The sequence below is a fragment of the Citrobacter sp. Cpo103 genome (assembly GCF_030332605.1).
In the GTDB taxonomy this organism is placed as follows: Bacteria; Pseudomonadota; Gammaproteobacteria; order Enterobacterales; family Enterobacteriaceae; genus Citrobacter; species Citrobacter portucalensis.
The window spans coordinates 79225-97267 of sequence record NZ_JAOWHO010000016.1; the positions used below are offsets into that span (position 1 = coordinate 79225).

The window sequence follows — 18043 nt, forward strand, 5'->3', positions numbered from 1 at the left end:
TGACTCCTGGTGTTTATCTTTACCGGGTACAGATGCCGGATGGCGACTACGCTTCATCCGGCCTACGGCCCTGCACCGATTTATCCCGAAATCTGCTCCATCGCCTGCAGAATACGTTTATCGGAGATCGGATACGGTGTACCAAGCTGCTGGGCAAAATAACTGACGCGCAGCTCTTCTATCATCCAGCGGATCTCTTTGACATCGGCATCTTGACGGCGCGCGGGAGGCAGTTTATTGAACCACTGCTGCCAGGCCTGCTGCACACTGTCCACTTTCAGCATCTGTGCACGGTCACGGTGCGGGTCGATAGCCAGTTTTTCCAGACGTTTTTCAATAGCCTGCAAATAACGCAACGTATCGCCCAGACGTTTGAAACCATTGCCGGTAACAAACCCGCGATACACCAGGCCGCCCATTTGCGATTTGATATCCGCAAGACCCAGCGCCATGGTCATATCCACGCGCCCTTTCAGACGTTTGTTGATATTAAACACTGCGGTCAGGATCTGTTCGACCTGCTTCGCAATCTCCACCACCGTATCGTTCAGTTCAGCCCGCACTTTTTCATGCAACGCCGCGAAGCCTTCTTCGGTCCACACCGGACCACCGTTGGCGTCAATTAACTGATCCACACCGCAGGAGATACAGTCGTCAATCAAATCCAGAACTTTACCGTATGGGTTAAAGTACAGCCCCAGCTTGGCTTTATTGGGCAGCTTCTCGTGCAAATATTTGATTGGCGAAGGAATATTCAGCAGCAACAGGCGGCGTAAACCGCACCACATCGCCTGCTGTTGTTCCAGCGGATTATCAAACAGTTTGATGGCAACGCTGTCACGCTCATCGACCAGCGCCGGCCACGCTTTCACCTTATAGTTACCGCGTTTTTGTTCGTAACTTTCCGGAAGCTGACCGAAGCTCCAGATGTGCAACCCACTCTGTTCGATGCCGTCATCGGCCACCGCAGACAATGTTTCCTGAACTTTACCCTTCAGCGCATCCTTCAAATCTTGCAGCGAACGCCCTTCCTGTAGCTTCTTATTTTTATCATCCACCACCCGGAAGGTGATTTTTAGGTGATCGGGCACCTGATCCCAGTGCCAGTCTTCACGGTCAACGGTAACGCCGGTCATGCGGCGCAGTTCACGCTCCAGCGAGTCCAGCAGCGGCAGTTCCAGCGGTGTGACGCGGCCTAAAAACGCTTCCGCATAGTTCGGCGCAGGCACAAAGTTGCGTCGTACCGGTTTCGGCAGCGACTTAATCAGGGCGATCACCAGTTCGCGGCGTAGCCCCGGAATTTGCCATTCAAAACCGCTCTCTTCGATCTGATTAAGCAGCGGGAGTGGAATATGTACGGTCACACCGTCCGCATCGGCTCCCGGTTCGAACTGATAGCTCAGGCGAAGTTTGAGGTTACCCTGATGCCAGAAGTTCGGGTAATCCAGCTTACTGATTTTTTCCGCGCCCTCTTTGATAAGCATGCTCTTTTCAAAGTTGAGCAGATCCGGCGTTTCACGGCTGACCTTTTTCCACCAGCAATCAAAGTGACGAGCAGAAACTACGTCATGGCTGATACGTTGGTCGTAGAACTCAAACAGCGTCTCATCATCGACCAGAATGTCGCGCCGGCGCGATTTATGCTCCAGCTCTTCGATTTCGTTGCGCAGTTTCAGGTTGTCGCGGAAGAAGGCGTGACGAGTCTGCCAGTCGCCTTCCACCAGCGCGTGGCGGATAAACAGCTCGCGGCACAGCGCCGGATCAATCTGGCTGTAATTCACCTTACGGGCCGCCACAATCGGTAAACCGTAGACGGTGACCTTTTCTGTCGCCATCACAGCACCCTGCGCGCGCTCCCAGTGAGGTTCACTGTATGAACGTTTGATCAGATGCTGGGCTACCGGTTCCACCCATTCAGGATCGATACGCGCGGCAATACGTCCCCACAGGCGGCTGGTTTCTACCAGCTCTGCCACCATCGTCCACTTCGGCGGTTTTTTGAATAAACCCGACCCCGGAAAGATCGAGAAGCGAGCGTTACGCGCCCCGGTAAACTCCTGTTTATCGGTATCTTTCATCCCGATATGCGACAGTAAACCGGTCAGCAACGCGACGTGGATCTCCCGATATTCAGCAGGTTCACTGTTAACCGGAATACCCAACTCTTTCACCACCTGGCGCAGTTGCGTGTAGATATCCTGCCACTCGCGCACGCGCAGGTAGTTCAGGAAATCGACTTTGCACTGGCGACGAAACTGGTTTGACGACAGTGCTTTTTGCTGCTCGCCGAGGTAGTTCCACAGATTCACAAATGCAAGAAAATCAGACTCTTTGTCGTGGAAACGGCGATGTTTCTCGTCGGAAGCCTGCTGCTTGTCCATCGGACGCTCGCGCGGATCCTGAATGGACAGCGCCGAGGTAATGATCATCGCCTCACGCACACAGCCATGTTTTTGCGCTTCCAGCACCATGCGCGCCAGCCGTGGGTCCACTGGCAGTTGCGACAGCTGACGGCCCAACGGCGTTAACTTGTAAGCGGTTGCCTGTTCGTCGGTGGTTATCGCCCCCAGCTCTTCGAGCAGGCGTACACCGTCCTGAATATTGCGCTTATCCGGCGCTTCAACAAACGGGAACGCGGCGATATCGCCCAGCCCCAACGCGGTCATCTGCAAAATAACGGATGCCAGGTTGGTACGCAGGATCTCCGGGTCGGTAAACTCCGGACGCGACAGGAAATCGTCTTCGGAATACAGACGAATACAGATCCCTTCCGAAACACGACCACAACGGCCTTTACGCTGATTAGCAGAGGCCTGCGACACCGGTTCAATCGGCAAGCGCTGAACTTTAGTGCGGTAACTGTAGCGGCTGATACGCGCCGTACCCGGGTCGATAACGTATTTAATGCCCGGCACGGTCAGTGACGTTTCCGCCACGTTGGTCGCCAGCACGATACGGCGACCGCTGTGCGACTGGAACACGCGGTTCTGTTCGCTGTTTGAAAGGCGCGCATACAGCGGCAGCACTTCGGTGTGGCGTAAATCCAGCTTATTCAGGGCATCGGCAGTATCACGGATTTCACGTTCGCCGCTCATGAATATCAGAATGTCGCCCTGACTTTCACGGCCTAATTCCTCTACAGCATCAAAAATAGCCTGCAGTTGGTCACGCTCGGTGTCATCTGCGTCTTCAACAATCGGACGATAGCGAACTTCCACCGGATACGTTCGACCGGAGACTTCGATAATCGGCGCGTTATTGAAATGCTTTGAAAAACGTTCAGGATCGATGGTCGCCGACGTGATGATAATTTTTAGATCCGGGCGACGCGGTAGAAGTTCTTTCAGATAGCCGAGCAGAAAATCGATATTCAGACTGCGTTCATGCGCTTCATCGATGATGATGGTGTCGTACTGCATTAGCAGCCGATCCTGTTGGATTTCCGCCAGCAGGATACCGTCCGTCATCAGCTTGACCATGGTGTTATCACTGACATGATCGCTGAAACGAACCTTATAACCGATACAGCCGCCCGGCTCGGTTTGCAGTTCTTCCGCAATACGGTTCGCCACAGTACGCGCCGCCAGACGACGCGGCTGGGTATGGCCTATCAGCCCTTTTACCCCGCGCCCCAGCTCCATACAGATTTTGGGTAACTGGGTGGTTTTCCCCGAACCGGTCTCACCGGCAACAATCACCACCTGATGGTCGCGAATTGCTTCCAGAATATCCTGTTTTTTCTGGCTTACGGGCAGGTTTTCCGGATAGCTGATTTCCGGACGCGCCGCTTCACGCAGCACAACTTTACCGGCTGCCTGCTCAATCTCTTTCGCCATCTCCTGGTAAATGGCCTGTTGTGCATCAGGATTTTTAACCTTCTTCACACCGTGCAGGCGGCGGGCAAAACGCTGTCTGTCACGCAGCATCAGTGAATCCAGCTGTTGCTGCAACATGTTGAAGGTTAATTTTTGTTGTTCTGTCATAGCGTTAAAAGGCAGTGCTCTGCCGGGTTAAATCTCTTTTAGATGATGGGTATAGAGTACCACATCGGCGCTTTTCATGTGTTGTTCAATAATTTCGAACATAGGATTCGATATATTGCGCTATCACTGCGACAGGATTGTGAATAAAGTGTCAACAAGCAACGGGGCCTCCCCCTTCAAACACATAAAAGGAAACACCCATGAGCAAGGTATTAGTTCTTAAATCCAGTATTCTGGCAGGGTACTCTCAGTCTGGTCAGTTGTCTGATTATTTTGTTGAACAATGGCGTGAAAAGCACTCTGCTGATGAAATCACTGTCCGTGACCTGGCTGCAAATCCTGTACCGGTACTGGATGGCGAACTGGTGGGAGCGATGCGCCCGAGCGATACACCGCTGACGCCGCGTCAGCAGGAAGCGCTGGCGCTGTCCGATGAGCTGATTGCTGAGCTGAAAGCGCATGATGTGATTGTTATCGCCGCGCCGATGTACAACTTCAACATCCCAACGCAGTTGAAAAACTACTTTGACCTGATTGCCCGCGCTGGTGTGACTTTCCGTTATACCGAGAAAGGCCCGGAAGGTCTGGTGACGGGTAAACGCGCTGTGGTGCTGACCAGCCGTGGCGGTATTCATAAAGATACGCCAACCGACCTGATCACGCCGTACCTGAACGTATTCCTGGGCTTTATCGGCATCACCGACGTGAATGTCGTCTTTGCTGAAGGTATTGCTTACGGTCCGGAAGTGGCATCTAAAGCACAATCCGACGCGAAAGCCGCTATCGACAGCGTAGTCGCTGCCTGATAATTCCCCCTCTCACCATCCGGTGAGAGGGGTTCTCCAACACTTACTTCTTTACCTGTACCCGTATCTGTTTGCCGTGAATGCGATTAATATCACGCCAGATGGTTGCATAATCCCTGCATTTCGCCAGATTCTCTTCCCAGCAATGAAGCAAAAATTGTTCAGGCTCCGCGACATCCCGGCTTAACAGCTTGAATACCCAACGATTCCAGACGTACCACTTGAGAAGCCACATGATTTCACCCCACGACGCGACCGGTGTTGGACTATACCAGCATCCATTTTATGCCGTGTGGCAACTATTGCGATGTCGATGAATAATTCAGCGTCGTGTCCCTCTGGCTGTGTGAAAAAGCGATTTACTCTTTTTTCAACCACTTACCATTAATACCCTGCACATACTCTCCCGGTTTAGCGCGAGCAACCAGCTTTTGCCCGGCCATTTTTGCCACTTCATCTGGCGGAATATTATTGCTCTCAGCCAGTTGCTGATAGCTGGCGTTGCGCGCTTTATTAATCTCACTCACCAGCGCCTGCGTTTCGGCATCGGTTTGCAATGCAACCAGATAGCCATTGAGCGTTTCCCCTACTCGTCCCTGAGTTCTAGCTTCATTCAGGGTCAATGCCCACGCATTGCTACTGAGTAAACTCAGGACGACCAGCGCCACTGCAAACTGTTTTCTCATCATGACCTCAGAACAAATCGCTGCGCGATTTCAATAAGCTTTCGACGTCTTTATCAACTTTGATATGGATCTCATGCTCGATTTTGACGTTCATATTAATGGTGATGGGCTCTTTTGGCGCAGCCACTTCGATTCTGGGAGTGCACCCTACCAGCAGAGATGAAGCCAGCAGACCCAGCATGGCAGCTATCGTTTTCATTGTTGTTCCTCACATTCCTTGCCTTCCGGGCAATGGGTTTCCGGCAGCGCTGCATTTTGTTCAAGCCATGCCTGTAAATTGTCGCCAAAACGCAAACTGCGCCATAGCGTAAAGACGTTTTCCTCGTGGGTATAATTCAAATTAACCGTACCTACTTTGCCATCTACCCGACTATTGCCAGTCACGGTTGACTGCATGGTTAAGACACCGAGGTTATCCAGATTTATTTTCGTCCACGAATGGCTTATTTCCATATAACGCAGCCAGTTAATGGCCGCCCCCGCCGCCATGTTATCTTTGACGACCGCATCCGCAGTGTCCTTATCAATACGCAATGTCATCGGCCCTGGATTAGTCAACCAGCCGTCTTTAATGATCCATTTTTCGTTATCCAGCCATAATGGCAACGCGCCACTGACCGGGCCAGACATGGCGAACTGTTTGGGGTTAACCGCGCTGATAAGCTCGCTGGAAGAGATATTCTGCACTCGCAATAAGGCCGGATCATGCTGCGGCATTCGCAGTTGCTGCATGATGATTTTGCCCCCCAGCAGGTCGGCGCTGACATCGCTCAACAGTAACGGGTTGTTTTCACTCCAGGGGTACGCCCCCTGCAGATCGGCGGCGATATTCTTCACCGTCACCTGATTGACCACTTCCGCAATACGCAGTGAAATAGGTCCACGCGTACCCAGCTGCCATGCACCTTCACTAAACCGGAAAGGCAATACAAAATCGACACCGTTGATTTGGTTGTCGGGCATCCAGGCGCTACCGCCTTTTAACACTCCATGACCGCCCGCTTCAAAGCCCTGCTCCGGGGCTGCCGAAAACGCGACCTGCGCATACAGCTCACCTTCTCGTAGCTTCATTTTCCAGTCAGGTGGGATCAGCGGCTGGAATACGGTGAGCGATTGTTTTGGCCACCAGGCCTGTCCGCGCAGGCGGATACCGTCCCAACGACCATTCAGTTGTACGGGCCCAATCGCCCCTGCGTGAAGCTGGCCTTTGAACTGGAAGATTGTCGGATCGCTACCTTCCACGCTGAACTTCAGCGTCGATGGTGGTAACACGCTTCCCCCGGTGAAGGTGGTGTTCCCTGCGTCCAGCGACAGCGCGCCGCTAAATGTTGGTTTGGTTGCATCACGCACCCAGACTATCGGTTCGTCCATCACCAGACGTGGGTTTTCCACCTTCATCGTGCCGTATTGCAGATGATCAAATCCGGTGGAAAGATCAAATAGCTTCAGGGTGTTGTCATGCCATTCCCCTTTACCCGCCACGTCCCAGCGCGCATGCATCGGCGTAAAGCTGCCTTCACCCCAATATCGCCATTGCCAACGCCCGGCATCAGGAAGAAAATCATTTGCCAGGCCATCCAGATGCAGTTCAAAGCCCCCCATCTGGTTTTCATGCGCACGTAAAATAGCCTGCAGACGGCCATCCACGCCGCGTTGTGTGACTTTTACACCTGCCAACGGCCAGCGAATCTCGTCAATATCCAGCGAATCAATCACCCTCCCACGTGAGCGCAGCAGCGCCCCTGGCTCGAAAGCCAATTGCGGATCGTACAGACTCCCGGTGAGTCTGGCGGGTAATTTCGCGTAGAAGATCAGATCGCCCTGTTTCGCTTCACCGGTCAACTGTAGCGGCATATCGCTACTATCCATACCAAGCTTACCTGGCCCCAGCGTTAATACGGCGTTTCCTTTACCGGCATCGCCATGCGTCAGAATGTTCAGACGCCCACTCACCACCGCGTTTTCCAGTCCGGCCTGCCAGTTTTCAACCTTCATGCCCAGCCGGCCACTTAACGGGAATCCCTGATAAGGCCAGTTCCAGCGTCCGTCGCTGATGGTCAGTTGCTGGCGTGTTATTTCCCACGGAAGGTCAAGCAGCGGATCGGCATTATCCCGCGCCATCACGATCAGTTGTCCGCTGTTTTGTTGCCACTCCAGTTCGGCGTCCACAAGCGTAGGCTCTTGCGGCAAACTTAACGTCGCAACCGCATGACCGCTTACCGGTAGTCCATCGGGCACCAGTGGCATAGTAAATTCACCGACCAGTTTTACTGGCGGCTGGCCTTCAAATGCCGCAACATCCAGCTCCGTTACCGTGAGGTTTTGCCCGTGCAAACGCCCCTGAAATTTAACTTTTTCACCCTGGTAACGCAGCTGTTGAGTAGAGGGAGTGAGCGAGAGTGACAGTTTTCCCTGCCATTCCTGCCATGGAGAAAGGATAAGTTTGTCGATGTTAATCCAGGTATTGGGCAGCATTGACTGCCATTCAGCCAGCGTTTTAGGCGCTACCGGCGATGGCTCTGCCTGCGGCAATTTGGCCAGGCAAGCTGAATCCAACTCAATGGTCCCGACATTCAGCGCCCAGCGGCTGGGGTGAGACAGATCCGCCTGAGTGATGCGTGCTAGCGGGCAATCTTCAACCAGATAGCGGAGTTCAGGTATATGCAACCCATGCCGTGTCAGCCGCGGGCTCTCATCCAGCGCGATGCGTGTTCCAACGGGTAACCAGATACCCACCAACGTAGGCACCCACAGGCCAAGCGTCATCACTAGCGTCAGCGGCACAAGAATCAATAATAAGAGGAGTGCCAGAACGGCTTTATATTTACCCTTCATGGGTAGTTAATATCCTGATTTAGCAAAAATTTAAGCCGGTTTAGGCCTGTATTGTGGCATGTTTAACTGGATATGCCCACATTAAGGATAGATAACCGATTTACAGGCACGCTGTTACACGTGCCGTCGGGGATATTAAGATTCAGACTCAATGAGGCCTCAGTTGTCCATCGCTATGTTTAGGTCCGATACGACCAGCTTCTATCAGAATTTCCTCAATGAGTTCTTCGAGGCACTCCCTACCATGATGATCGCAGACCAGATGTACCTGCCGGGAAATCTCATCAGGTTTCATACCATCGCATAATGCCGCCTTGAGCATTAGGGTGGCCCATCGTTTTGCTTCAGAGTGAGTCAGCATAACCCCTCCCGATAATTGCTACCTGTATAAGCGTAGCTGTCCGGATGTGATTCGGCTGGCTTTTTACCTGCCGCGATATTCGGGTGTTGAGTTGGATAGAAAAATATCCAGTTGTTGAAATTGTGTAACCTGCCCACACTAACAACAGATACGCTGAAATTATTCATTACGCCTATGACTATCAATAACTTTTTAGATTTTGTAAAATAATTTGAATTGGATTAATGTGACGTCAAAATCACTGGAGAAAGTCTTATGAAACTCGCCATCTATAGTACAAAACAGTACGACAAGAAGTATCTGCAGCAGGTTAACGAGGCTTTTGGTTTTGAACATGAATTCTTTGACTTTCTGTTGACGGAAAAAACAGCCAAAACCGCCCATGGCTGCGAAGCCGTGTGCATTTTCGTCAACGACGATGGCAGCCGCCCCGTTCTGGAAGAACTGAAAAAGCATGGCGTGAAATATATCGCGCTGCGCTGCGCCGGGTTCAATAACGTCGATCTCGACGCAGCAAAAGAGCTGGGTCTGCAGGTGGTTCGTGTTCCAGCTTATTCACCAGAGGCCGTCGCAGAGCATGCGATTGGCATGATGATGACGCTGAATCGCCGTATCCACCGCGCCTATCAGCGTACCCGTGATGCCAACTTCTCTCTTGAGGGGCTGACCGGTTTTACTATGTATGGCAAAACCGCTGGGGTGATCGGTACCGGTAAAATCGGTATCGCTGCACTGCGGATCCTGAAAGGTTTTGGTATGCGTCTGCTGGCGTTCGATCCTTACCCGAGCGCTGCTGCGCTGGAGTTAGGCGTTGAATATGTCGATCTTAAAACGCTGTTTGCCGAGTCCGATGTCATCTCTCTGCACTGCCCGTTAACACCGGAGAATTATCATCTGCTCAATCACGAAGCCTTTGAGCAAATGAAAAATGGCGTGATGGTCATTAACACCAGTCGTGGTGCATTGATCGACTCACAAGCCGCTATCGACGCGCTGAAAAACCAGAAAATTGGTTCTCTGGGTATGGACGTGTATGAGAACGAACGCGATCTGTTCTTTGAAGATAAATCTAATGACGTCATTCAGGATGATGTGTTCCGTCGTCTGTCAGCCTGCCATAACGTGCTGTTTACCGGTCATCAGGCATTCCTGACAGCTGAAGCGTTGACCAGTATTTCTGAGACTACGCTACAGAATCTGGCCCAAATATCCAAAGGCGAGACCTGTCCAAACGCCCTCTTCTAATCTCTGAGCTCCCCTGACGTCAGGGGGGCATTTTCAGACAATCACCGATGATAAAACATTCAGTATCATTATTATATTGAATGTATTCCCGTCACAAACGTAGAGAAATTTAATGAAGAAAGTTGTCACGTTGATTGCGCTCAGCATGCTGATGGCTGGCTGTGTGAGCAATGGAAAAGTTTCCGTCAATCGCGAACAGTTGCAGCATCACCGCTTCGTTTTGCAAAGCGTGAATGGTAAAGCCGTCACCACCGCCAACAACCCACCTGAGTTAAGTTTTGGCGAAAACATGACGGTATCAGGCAAGATGTGTAATCAATTCCACGGCCAGGGCAAGCTGTCCGACGGTGAGTTGAAGGTAAAAGATATGGCGATGACGCGTATGATGTGCGCCGATCCACAGCTTAACGCGCTCGACGGGATCGTCAGCGAAATGTTTAAGCAAGGCGCACAGGTCGATCTAACTGCTGACCAGTTAACACTGGCGACAGCAGAACAAACGCTGACGTATAAACTCGCGGATTTAATGTAGGAAACGCGGAGACTTAGTAGCTCCCACAACTTCCGGCGGCAAGCGACTGCTCACTACAGCGTTTGCCGTTGGGTAGCGCACACATCCCGATGGCTGAACCATCCAGTTGACGAGCAACAGAGAGCGAACCGCCAATCATGGCGCAATTAGCTTCTCCAGAACTGGACATTGCTGCCTTCATGCCCGGTGCGACATGCGCGGCGGTTGCCTGCTGAACAGGTTCGCTGCTACAAGCCGATAATAATAACGCGGCACATCCTACCCAAAACGCTGCGCGCATCTTACTCCCCTCTGAATAATAACCAAACGACACAGCCATAAATAATAGGCAGCGGAAACACCGCCGTCGAGAGGCAAAATACGCATTTATGCGCACTGTTTACATTTTCTGGCAATTTTTTGCCTGCTCCTTTGATCAAACCATTCATTCTGTTTATTCCAGGGACACAAAAGCGAAAATCTGTCTTTAGCGCTTTTGCTAAAATAGAAGGATAACTACAGGATTCGCCGCTGTTACGCGAGTCCCTCTTTTTGCGCAATGTAAGGGTGTCAGTATGATCACAATTGACGGTAATGGTGCGGTTGCTTCAGTCGCATTTCGTACCAGCGAGGTTATCGCCATCTACCCGATTACGCCCAGTTCGACGATGGCTGAACAGGCGGATGCCTGGGCCGGGAACGGGCTTAAGAACGTGTGGGGGGATACCCCTCGCGTCGTAGAAATGCAGTCAGAAGGCGGTGCGATCGCAACCGTTCATGGCGCGTTGCAGACCGGTGCGCTCTCTACGTCGTTTACCTCATCGCAGGGCCTGTTACTGATGATCCCAACGCTGTACAAACTGGCCGGTCAGTTGACCCCGTTTGTACTGCACGTTGCGGCTCGTACAATTGCTACTCACGCATTATCGATTTTTGGCGATCATTCCGACGTGATGGCGGTGCGCCAGACAGGATGTGCGATGCTGTGTGCCAGCAGCGTTCAGGAGGCACAGGACTTTGCGCTGATTTCGCAAATAGCTACCCTGAAAAGCCGGGTTCCGTTTATTCATTTCTTTGATGGTTTCCGTACATCCCATGAAATCAATAAAATTGTGCCACTGGCCGACGACACGATCCTTGGACTGATGCCGCAGGCGGAAATCGATGCTCATCGCGCTCGGGCGCTTAATCCAGAGCATCCGGTTATTCGCGGTACGTCTGCGAACCCGGACACCTATTTCCAGTCACGCGAGGCAACAAACCCGTGGTACAACGCGGTTTACGATCATGTAGAACAGGCGATGAACGATTTCGCCGCAGCGACAGGTCGCCAGTATCAGCCATTTGAATATTACGGCCATCCTCAGGCTGAGCGCGTCATTATCTTAATGGGTTCGGCAATTGGAACCTGTGAAGAAGTCGTTGAAGATCTGCTGGCGCGTGGCGAGAAAGTCGGCGTTCTGAAAGTACGTCTGTTCCGTCCATTCTCTGCCAGACATTTACTGCGCGCGCTGCCGGAAACCGTACGCAGCATCGCCGTCCTGGATCGCACCAAAGAGCCCGGCGCACAGGCAGAACCGTTGTATCTGGATGTGATGACCGCGCTGGCGGAAGCCTTTAACTGCGGCGAGCGAGAAACGCTACCGCGCGTGATTGGCGGACGTTATGGCCTTTCTTCCAAAGAGTTTGGTCCAGACTGCGTGATGGCGGTCTTTAATGAGCTGAGCAGCGCGAAGCCGAAACCTCGCTTTACTGTCGGTATCTATGATGATGTCACCAACTTGTCGCTACCGTTACCAGAAAACACCCTGCCCGGTACGGCTAAGCTCGAAGCGCTGTTTTATGGGTTAGGCAGCGACGGTAGCGTGTCCGCCACCAAAAACAATATCAAGATTATTGGTAACTCGACGCCATGGTATGCGCAGGGTTATTTCGTCTACGACTCGAAAAAAGCAGGCGGTCTGACGGTTTCTCACCTGCGCGTCAGCGAGCAGCCTATTCGATCAGCGTATCTGGTATCGCAAGCCGATTTCGTTGGCTGTCACCAGCTGCAATTTATCGATAAGTATCAGATGGTCGAGCGCCTGAAACCAGGCGGTATCTTCCTGCTCAATACCCCGTACAGTGTGGATGAAGTCTGGGCGCGTTTGCCGCAGGAAGTTCAGGCGGTACTAAATCAGAAGAAAGCCCGTTTCTACGTGATTAATGCGGCCAAAATCGCCCGCGAATGCGGTCTGGCAGCGCGTATTAACACCGTGATGCAAATGGCATTCTTCCATTTGACGCAAATCTTACCCGGCGACAGCGCGTTGGCTGAATTGCAGGGGGCGATTGCGAAAAGTTACAGCAGTAAAGGACAGGACCTGGTTGAACGTAACTGGCAGGCTCTGGCCCTGGCGCGCGAATCCGTCGCCGAAGTAACACTCCAGCCAGTTGATCCGCACAGCGCAAACCGCCCTCCGGTGGTTTCTGATGCCGCACCTGATTTCGTGAAAACAGTCACCGCGGCAATGCTCGCCGGTCTGGGTGATGCCCTTCCCGTATCCGCGCTGCCGCCAGACGGCACCTGGCCAATGGGCACCACGCGTTGGGAAAAGCGTAATATCGCCGAAGAGATCCCCATCTGGAAGGAAGAGCTGTGTACTCAGTGTAACCACTGCGTTGCCGCTTGCCCGCACTCGGCAATCCGCGCCAAAGTGGTTTCACCTGAAGCGATGGAAAACGCTCCTGCCAGCCTGCATTCTTTGGATGTGAAATCTCGCGATATGCGCGGTCAGAAGTATGTCCTGCAGGTTGCACCAGAGGATTGCACCGGGTGTAATCTATGCGTCGAAGTTTGCCCGGCGAAAGATCGCCAAAACCCGGAAATCAAGGCCATCAATATGATGTCGCGCCTTGAGCATGTTGAAGAGGAAAAAGTTAACTATGACTTCTTCCTCAATCTGCCGGAGATCGACCGCAGCAAGCTTGAACGCATTGATATCCGTACCTCGCAGTTAATCACTCCGCTGTTTGAATATTCCGGCGCCTGTTCTGGTTGTGGTGAAACGCCGTATATCAAACTGCTTACGCAGCTGTACGGTGACCGCATGCTGATCGCCAACGCGACTGGCTGTTCATCGATTTATGGTGGTAACCTCCCCTCAACACCGTATACGACCGATGCCAATGGTCGTGGACCTGCATGGGCAAACTCTCTGTTCGAAGATAACGCCGAGTTTGGTCTGGGCTTCCGTCTGACGGTGGATCAACACCGTGTGCGCGTCATGCGTTTGCTGGAGCAGTTTGCGGATAATATTCCGGCTGAACTGAATGACGCCCTGCATGCTGAAGCGACGCCAGAAGTACGCCGTGAACAAGTTGCAGCGCTGCGCCAGCATCTGAAAGATGTCGAAGGTGCACAGCAACTGTTAACCGATGCTGATGCGCTGGTTGAGAAGTCCATCTGGCTGATTGGCGGCGACGGCTGGGCTTACGATATTGGTTTTGGCGGGTTGGATCACGTCCTGAGTCTCACCGAGAACGTCAATATTCTGGTACTGGATACCCAGTGTTACTCCAACACGGGCGGACAAGCGTCGAAAGCCACGCCGCTCGGGGCGGTTACCAAGTTTGGGGAGCATGGCAAGCGCAAGGCTCGCAAAGATCTTGGCGTTAGCATGATGATGTACGGACATGTGTATGTGGCGCAGATTTCCCTGGGCGCCCAGTTGAACCAGACGGTGAAAGCTATCCAGGAAGCGGAAGCCTATCCGGGTCCGTCGCTGATTATCGCCTATAGTCCTTGCGAAGAACATGGTTATGACCTCGCGCTAAGCCACGATCAGATGCGTCAGCTGACGGCGACCGGATTCTGGCCGCTATACCGCTTTGACCCACGCCGAGCAGACGAAGGTAAACTGCCGCTGGCACTGGACTCTCGCCCACCGTCAGACGCGCTGGCTGAAACATTGCTTAACGAGCAGCGCTTCCGCCGCCTGAATGCCCAACAGCCAGAAGTTGCAGAACAGCTGTGGAAAGACGCCGCAGCTGATCTACAAAAACGCTACGACTTCCTGGCCCAACTGGCAGGCAAAGCGGAAAAGAGCGGTACCGAATAATACGTTTTTCTCAGTATTAGCCCGGAACCAAAAAAAAAGCCCGAACAGTTGTTCGGGCTTGTCAATTTATTCGCTGGCTAATTAATAATTGCCATCAATATACCAACGAAAAATAAAAAGTGACAATAAAGGCATATAACACGCGCAGAATAGCCCAACAAAATTCAATTGTATAATTTTTATTTTATATATATTTTCATCAACTCATTCATGTCGACTATCACTATTTCCGTAGAATTATTTGTTTAAGGTTTTACTTAAGGCGTAACAATTCATATTTATCTCTTTACGGAACTTCTCCTTTAGCATGCTTTTACTCCCTACATGGGTAGTCACAGGTTAATAAAAAAACTAAAGGATTATTTCAATGAACAGAAAAGTACTGGCGCTCGTAATTCCTGCCCTGCTGGCTGCAGGCGCTGCTCACGCTGCTGAAGTTTATAATAAAGACGGCAACAAATTAGATCTCTACGGTAAAGTAGACGGTTTGCATTATTTCTCTGACGACGCTAACAGCGATGGCGATCAGACTTATATGCGTATGGGCTTCAAAGGCGAAACACAGGTTAACGATATGATCACCGGTTATGGCCAGTGGGAATATCAGGTTCAGGCCAACGGTACCGAAGGTGATAAAGGCGACTCCTGGACTCGTCTGGCATTCGCAGGTATTAAAGTCGGCGACTACGGTTCATTCGACTATGGCCGTAACTACGGCGTAATGTACGACGTTGAAGGCTGGACCGATATGCTGCCAGAATTCGGTGGCGACTCTTACACCAAAGCTGACAACTTCATGACCGGTCGTGCAAACGGTGTTGCAACCTACCGTAACACCGACTTCTTTGGTCTGGTTGACGGTCTGAACGTTGCACTGCAGTACCAGGGTGCGAACGAAAATCAGTCACCAGAGCAAGAAGGCACCAATAACGGTGGCGACGATCGTAACATGAAGAACTCTAACGGTGACGGCTTCGGTATCTCCTCTACCTACGATCTGGGTATGGGCGTAAGCTTCGGTGCAGCATATACATCTTCTGACCGTACCAATCAACAAGTGAACCATTCTACCGCAGGTGGTGATAAAGCTGACGCATGGACTGCTGGTCTGAAATACGACGCGAACAATATCTACCTGGCAACCATGTACTCTGAAACCCGCAATATGACCCCGTATGGCGGTTCAGATGGTCACGACAATACTATTGCCAACAAAACCCAGAACTTTGAAGTAACTGCACAGTACCAATTTGACTTCGGTCTGCGTCCGGAAGTTTCTTTCCTGATGTCTAAAGGTAAAGATCTGGGTGTAAACGGATCAGACGGCGACAAGGATCTGGTTAAATATGCCTCCGTAGGTGCCACTTATTACTTCAACAAAAACTTCTCCACCTACGTTGATTACAAAATCAACCTGCTAGATGAAGATGATAGTTTCTACAATAAAGATCACAATGACATCTCTACCGATGACACTGTAGCACTGGGTATGGTTTACCAGTTCTAATCCGTCAGCCCGCTGGCAACGGCGGGCTCTCTTTACGTTCTAATAATTCTGTTTTATCCAGATCAAAACATTATATCTATTGCGTTAAAACACTTCTCTGATAGATGATATCTTGCATTAAGACCTGTAGTAGAGGATACCTGCAATGAATCATCATCCTGTAAAATCATCCCGTATTGCATCCGTCGGCTATGACGAATCCTCCCGTACGCTAGAAATTCGCTTTCACCAATTGGCTACGCTGCAATATCAGCAGGTCCCTGCCCGTATTTTTCGTGATTTCCTGATCGTGGTCTCTAAAGGCCGATTTTACGATGGGGTAATAAAAGGCAAATTTCCTGAAATCAAAATAAAGTGATGCCAAAATGTGATCGTTGTCATTGTACATAAAGTGCCATTACGCGGTAAGCTTTACTTGGATACTTAAACAGGAGGTTTTATGAACAGAACGATTCTTGTACCCATCGATATTTCAGACTCAGAATTAACTCAACGCGTTATTGCCCATGTTGAAGCAGAAGCAAAGATTGACGATGCGCAGGTTCATTTTTTAACCGTCATTCCGTCCTTGCCTTATTACGCTTCTCTGGGACTGGCCTACTCGGCAGAGTTACCGGCCATGGACGATCTGAAAGCCGAAGCAAAATCTCAACTGGAAGAGATTATCAAGAAGTTCAATATCCCAACGGACAGAGTGCACGTTCATGTCGCAGAAGGTGCGCCGAAAGACAAGATTCTGGAGATCGCAAAAAAATTACCGGCCGATATGGTCATTATTGCCTCACACCGACCTGACATCACCACCTACCTGCTGGGCTCTAACGCTGCAGCCGTGGTGCGTCATGCGGAGTGTTCGGTACTGGTAGTCCGCTAAGCTGTCTGGCCCGCACATCGTTGCGGGCTTTTTGTTTCTACCTCTTTTACCCTTGATTCCTGTCCTAAATGTGCTGACATTTTTCCCGCTTATCCGTACCATACACGCCACAGTTTTTATATCAGACTTCTTTTGCCGGACGATCCGGCGTGATGCATACTCTTCTGATGCCACACTATGAATTGAGCCTCTATTAAATGTCGCAAAATCAAGATATTAGTAAGAAAGAACAATACAACCTGAACAAATTGCAAAAACGTCTGCGTCGTAACGTCGGCGAAGCCATTGCCGACTTCAATATGATCGAAGACGGCGATCGCATTATGGTGTGCCTTTCCGGCGGGAAAGACAGCTATACCATGCTGGAGATCCTGCGTAATTTGCAGCAAAGCGCCCCGATCAGTTTTTCCTTAGTTGCGGTTAACCTCGATCAGAAACAACCCGGCTTCCCGGAGCACATTCTGCCGGAGTATCTGGAACAGCTGGGCGTTGAGTACAAGATTGTCGAAGAAAACACTTACGGGATCGTCAAAGATAAAATCCCTGAAGGCAAAACGACATGCTCACTCTGTTCTCGCCTGCGTCGCGGCATTCTGTACCGTACGGCAACCGAATTAGGAGCCACCAAGATTGCGCTCGGCCACCATCGCGACGACATTCTGCAAACGCTGTTTTTAAACATGTTCTACGGCGGGAAAATGAAAGGCATGCCACCGAAGCTGATGAGTGATGACGGTAAGCATATCGTGATCCGCCCACTGGCTTACTGCCGTGAGAAAGATATCGAGCGTTTCTCCGAAGCGAAAGGTTTCCCAATTATTCCGTGCAACCTGTGCGGCTCACAGCCTAACCTACAGCGCCAGGTCATTGCTGACATGCTGCGTGACTGGGACAAACGCTATCCAGGCCGCATTGAAACCATGTTCAGCGCAATGCAGAACGTTGTACCTTCACATCTGAGCGATATCAATCTGTTCGATTTTAAAGGCATTAAGCACGGTTCAGAGGTTGTGGACGGCGGTGATTTAGCGTTCGATCGTGAAGAGATCCCGCTGCAACCTGCGGGCTGGCAGCCAGAAGAAGATGATGCTCAACTGGATGAATTACGCCTGAACGTGGTGGAAGTGAAGTAAGC

14 protein-coding genes are annotated in these 18043 nt (G+C 51.3%); 8 read left to right on the forward strand and 6 right to left on the reverse strand.

The window, feature by feature from the left end; translation table 11 throughout:
- Window positions 1-80: 80 nt before the first annotated feature.
- Window positions 81-3983 (reverse strand): ATP-dependent RNA helicase HrpA, encoded by a 3903-nt coding sequence (gene hrpA, locus OGX89_RS00445; RefSeq protein ID WP_286559720.1) that lies wholly within the window; start codon window positions 3981-3983, stop codon window positions 81-83.
- 200 nt (window positions 3984-4183) lie between these two features.
- Here hrpA and azoR point away from each other — a divergent pair, with 200 nt between their 5' ends.
- Complete coding sequence (gene azoR / locus OGX89_RS00450) at window positions 4184-4789, forward strand: FMN-dependent NADH-azoreductase (RefSeq protein ID WP_003020341.1); 606 nt, start codon at window positions 4184-4186, stop codon at window positions 4787-4789.
- Between the two features lie 43 nt (window positions 4790-4832).
- Here azoR and OGX89_RS00455 read toward each other — a convergent pair whose 3' ends face one another.
- From OGX89_RS00455 to OGX89_RS00470, 4 genes are all read right to left on the reverse strand, one after another.
- A complete protein-coding gene (locus tag OGX89_RS00455) occupies window positions 4833-5024 on the reverse strand; it encodes a hypothetical protein (protein ID WP_003020344.1) in 192 nt (63 codons plus the stop codon).
- Window positions 5025-5148: 124 nt separating this feature from the next.
- The gene (locus OGX89_RS00460; RefSeq protein ID WP_003833190.1) at window positions 5149-5475 is read right to left on the reverse strand and encodes a YdbL family probable chaperone protein; all 327 of its coding nucleotides are present in this window, start codon (window positions 5473-5475) and stop codon (window positions 5149-5151) included.
- Between the two features lie 7 nt (window positions 5476-5482).
- Window positions 5483-5674 carry a YnbE family lipoprotein gene (locus tag OGX89_RS00465; protein ID WP_003020350.1) on the reverse strand — a complete coding sequence of 64 codons (192 nt, stop codon included), beginning with the start codon at window positions 5672-5674 and terminating at the stop codon, window positions 5483-5485.
- A complete protein-coding gene (locus OGX89_RS00470; RefSeq protein ID WP_126957627.1) occupies window positions 5671-8310 on the reverse strand; it encodes a YdbH family protein in 2640 nt (879 codons plus the stop codon). The genes OGX89_RS00465 and OGX89_RS00470 overlap by 4 nt, the downstream gene beginning before the upstream one ends.
- A 616-nt stretch (window positions 8311-8926) precedes the next feature.
- Between OGX89_RS00470 and OGX89_RS00475 the strand changes: the two genes are divergently transcribed.
- Window positions 8927-9916: a 2-hydroxyacid dehydrogenase gene (locus OGX89_RS00475; RefSeq protein WP_126957629.1), complete on the forward strand. Its 990-nt coding sequence runs from the start codon at window positions 8927-8929 to the stop codon at window positions 9914-9916.
- Window positions 9917-10028: 112 nt separating this feature from the next.
- Window positions 10029-10448 carry a heat shock protein HslJ gene (hslJ, locus tag OGX89_RS00480; protein ID WP_003833197.1) on the forward strand — a complete coding sequence of 140 codons (420 nt, stop codon included), beginning with the start codon at window positions 10029-10031 and terminating at the stop codon, window positions 10446-10448.
- 13 nt (window positions 10449-10461) lie between these two features.
- On the opposite strand, the gene OGX89_RS00485 is transcribed toward hslJ, so the two are convergent.
- The gene (locus tag OGX89_RS00485; protein ID WP_003833199.1) at window positions 10462-10728 is read right to left on the reverse strand and encodes a putative hemolysin; all 267 of its coding nucleotides are present in this window, start codon (window positions 10726-10728) and stop codon (window positions 10462-10464) included.
- Between the two features lie 274 nt (window positions 10729-11002).
- Here OGX89_RS00485 and nifJ point away from each other — a divergent pair, with 274 nt between their 5' ends.
- The 5 genes from nifJ to ttcA all read left to right on the forward strand — a co-directional run bounded on the left by nifJ (window position 11003) and on the right by ttcA (window position 18041).
- A complete protein-coding gene (gene nifJ, locus OGX89_RS00490; RefSeq protein ID WP_279893097.1) occupies window positions 11003-14527 on the forward strand; it encodes a pyruvate:ferredoxin (flavodoxin) oxidoreductase in 3525 nt (1174 codons plus the stop codon).
- A 367-nt stretch (window positions 14528-14894) separates the two neighbouring features.
- A complete protein-coding gene (gene ompC / locus OGX89_RS00495; RefSeq protein WP_126957633.1) occupies window positions 14895-16034 on the forward strand; it encodes a porin OmpC in 1140 nt (379 codons plus the stop codon).
- A gap of 145 nt (window positions 16035-16179) precedes the next feature.
- Window positions 16180-16392, forward strand: a complete 213-nt coding sequence (locus OGX89_RS00500; RefSeq protein WP_123267264.1) for a KTSC domain-containing protein — start codon at window positions 16180-16182, stop codon at window positions 16390-16392.
- An 81-nt stretch (window positions 16393-16473) separates the two neighbouring features.
- The gene (uspF, locus tag OGX89_RS00505) at window positions 16474-16908 is read left to right on the forward strand and encodes a universal stress protein UspF (protein ID WP_003833207.1); all 435 of its coding nucleotides are present in this window, start codon (window positions 16474-16476) and stop codon (window positions 16906-16908) included.
- Window positions 16909-17105: 197 nt separating this feature from the next.
- Window positions 17106-18041 carry a tRNA 2-thiocytidine(32) synthetase TtcA gene (gene ttcA, locus OGX89_RS00510; RefSeq protein WP_003833209.1) on the forward strand — a complete coding sequence of 312 codons (936 nt, stop codon included), beginning with the start codon at window positions 17106-17108 and terminating at the stop codon, window positions 18039-18041.
- The last annotated feature ends 2 nt before the right edge of the window (window positions 18042-18043 follow it).

What these genes read in the sequence shown, in the direction of transcription:
- hrpA (WP_286559720.1), bottom strand. Translation starts at nt 3,983, where the DNA reads ATGACAGAACAACAAAAATTAACCTTCAACATGTTGCAGCAACAGCTG.
- azoR (WP_003020341.1), top strand. Translation starts at nt 4,184, where the DNA reads ATGAGCAAGGTATTAGTTCTTAAATCCAGTATTCTGGCAGGGTACTCT.
- OGX89_RS00455 (WP_003020344.1), bottom strand. Translation starts at nt 5,024, where the DNA reads ATGTGGCTTCTCAAGTGGTACGTCTGGAATCGTTGGGTATTCAAGCTG.
- OGX89_RS00460 (WP_003833190.1), bottom strand. Translation starts at nt 5,475, where the DNA reads ATGAGAAAACAGTTTGCAGTGGCGCTGGTCGTCCTGAGTTTACTCAGT.
- OGX89_RS00465 (WP_003020350.1), bottom strand. Translation starts at nt 5,674, where the DNA reads ATGAAAACGATAGCTGCCATGCTGGGTCTGCTGGCTTCATCTCTGCTG.
- OGX89_RS00470 (WP_126957627.1), bottom strand. Translation starts at nt 8,310, where the DNA reads ATGAAGGGTAAATATAAAGCCGTTCTGGCACTCCTCTTATTATTGATT.
- OGX89_RS00475 (WP_126957629.1), top strand. Translation starts at nt 8,927, where the DNA reads ATGAAACTCGCCATCTATAGTACAAAACAGTACGACAAGAAGTATCTG.
- hslJ (WP_003833197.1), top strand. Translation starts at nt 10,029, where the DNA reads ATGAAGAAAGTTGTCACGTTGATTGCGCTCAGCATGCTGATGGCTGGC.
- OGX89_RS00485 (WP_003833199.1), bottom strand. Translation starts at nt 10,728, where the DNA reads ATGCGCGCAGCGTTTTGGGTAGGATGTGCCGCGTTATTATTATCGGCT.
- nifJ (WP_279893097.1), top strand. Translation starts at nt 11,003, where the DNA reads ATGATCACAATTGACGGTAATGGTGCGGTTGCTTCAGTCGCATTTCGT.
- ompC (WP_126957633.1), top strand. Translation starts at nt 14,895, where the DNA reads ATGAACAGAAAAGTACTGGCGCTCGTAATTCCTGCCCTGCTGGCTGCA.
- OGX89_RS00500 (WP_123267264.1), top strand. Translation starts at nt 16,180, where the DNA reads ATGAATCATCATCCTGTAAAATCATCCCGTATTGCATCCGTCGGCTAT.
- uspF (WP_003833207.1), top strand. Translation starts at nt 16,474, where the DNA reads ATGAACAGAACGATTCTTGTACCCATCGATATTTCAGACTCAGAATTA.
- ttcA (WP_003833209.1), top strand. Translation starts at nt 17,106, where the DNA reads ATGTCGCAAAATCAAGATATTAGTAAGAAAGAACAATACAACCTGAAC.